The sequence below is a fragment of the Azohydromonas lata NBRC 102462 genome (assembly GCF_001571085.1).
Classification (GTDB): Bacteria; Pseudomonadota; Gammaproteobacteria; order Burkholderiales; family Burkholderiaceae_C; genus Azohydromonas; species Azohydromonas lata.
This window is the reverse complement of record NZ_BCTC01000252.1, coordinates 1-1,846: the sequence shown is the minus strand read 5'-3', so window position 1 is coordinate 1,846 and position 1,846 is coordinate 1. Positions and strand designations below refer to the sequence as shown.

Genomic DNA, 1,846 nt, shown 5'->3' with positions numbered 1-1,846 from the left:
CCCGGGCCGCGGGCTCAGCCGCCGAGGTGGAACACGCCCACCAGCCCATGCAGCCGCTGGGCCTGCTGGCGCAGCGATTGCGCGGCGGCCGCGCCTTGCTCGACCAGCGCGGCGTTCTGCTGCGTCATGCCGTCCAGGCGCACCACGGCGCCGTTGACCTGCGCGATGCCCTCGCTTTGCTCGGCCGAGGCGGTCTTGATGCCGTCCAGCACCTGCGTCACGCGCTGCACCGAGGCCATGATGTCCTGCATGGTGGTGCCGGCGTCCTGCGCCAGCCGGGTGCCGGAGTCGGCCCGCCGCACGCTGTCGGCGATGAGCGACTTGATCTCGCGGGCCGCCGCGGCCGAGCGCTGCGCCAGGCCGCGCACCTCGCCGGCCACCACGGCGAAGCCCCGCCCCTGCTCGCCGGCCCGCGCGGCCTCCACGGCAGCGTTGAGCGCCAACAGGTTGGTCTGGAAAGCGATGCCGTCGATGACGCCGATGATGTCGGCAATCCGCTGGCTGGACGCCGCCATGTCCGCCATGCCGGCCACCACCTGCTGCACCACCTCGCCACCGCGGCGCGCCGCCTCCGAGGCCGACAGCGCCAGGTCGTTGGCGCTGGCCGCGGACTCCGCGTTCTGCCGCACCGCGCCCGTGAGCTCGTCCATGGCCGAGGCGGTCTGCTGCAGGTTGCCGGCCGCCTGCTCGGTGCGCTGCGAGAGGTCGGCGTTGCCGGCCGCGACCTCGCCGCAGGCGAGCTGGATGCTGTCGGCGCTGCGCCGGATGTCGCCCACCAGCGTGCGCAGCGCCTCCTGCATGCGGCCCAAGGAGCGCAGCAGCTCGCCGATCTCGTCGCGCTGCTCGCTGCCGACGTCCGCCGACAGGTCGCCCTTGGCCACCGTCATGGCCACCTCCACCGCGTGGCGCATGGGGCGGCTGATGCTGCGCGCGATCAGCAGTGCCGACAGCACGCCCCCCGCCACCGCAACGGCCACGATGGCCGCGGTCAGCCACTGCGAGCGCTGGGCGTCCTCACGGGACTGCCGGGCCGCCGCGGCCATGGAGTCGGCCATGGCCTTGCGCAGCTCGCTCAGGCTCAACATCCAGTTCTTCTGGGGAATCGACACCTGGGTCGAATAGAAGTACTGGAGCAACTGCACGTCGGCATCGCCGGCCATGCGGGCCACCAGGCTGAAGGGCGGCAGCGCGCCCTGCTCGAAGTCGTTCAGGCTGGAGAGCGCCTCCTCCCAGCCCCGGTTGTCGCCGCGCATGGGCAGCTTGGTCAGCGCCGCCTTGGCTTGCTGATAGCGCTCCACCGTGGCGTCGAAGGCCCCTTGCAGCTCCTTGATCGCGGACGGCTCCGCGGTCAGGCACAGGTTGGCCAGCGCGATCACCATGTCCTGCACGGCGATCTGCATGTCATTGGCCAGGGACTCGCGGCGCGCGTCCTCCTCCACCAGCACACGCGTGCGCTCGGACAGCAGGCTGGTCTGCAGCCAGCTCAGCGCGCCCACGGCCAGCAGCAGCACCAGGGCGACGCCAAAGCCCAGGTGCAGGCGGGCCGTGATCGACAGCCGGGAAAAAAGCAGCCGCGAGAGGCCGCCCTGCTTGGAATTCCACATTGGTGTAGGCCACGCCACGAGCCCCCCCTTGCCCGCGCCGCGGCCGCCTCCCTGTCGCTTGTGTTGTTGTCGGGGGCCGGTCCCATCAGCTCATTCGATGGCGCCCGGGAAGCGGCGCAGGGCGGCTTCCCGGGCACGCAATCCCTTGCCGCAGGCAAGGGGTGCTCAGCACTCCACGATGTTCACGGCGAGGCCGCCGCGGGCTGTTTCCTTGTACTTGGTGAGCATGTCGGCGCCGGTCT

The 1,846-nt window shown here is 71.7% G+C and carries 1 protein-coding gene; it reads right to left on the bottom strand.

Annotation, left to right across the window (positions count from 1 at the left end; all coding sequences use genetic code 11):
- Positions 1–14: 14 nt before the first annotated feature.
- Positions 15–1,604 (bottom strand): methyl-accepting chemotaxis protein, encoded by a 1,590-nt coding sequence (locus tag ALA01S_RS35390; protein WP_066343587.1) that lies wholly within the window; start codon positions 1,602–1,604, stop codon positions 15–17.
- Positions 1,605–1,846 lie beyond the last annotated feature (242 nt).

Coding starts and splice junctions, on each gene's coding strand:
- ALA01S_RS35390 (WP_066343587.1), bottom strand. CDS start 1,604: ATGTGGAATTCCAAGCAGGGCGGCCTCTCGCGGCTGCTTTTTTCCCGG.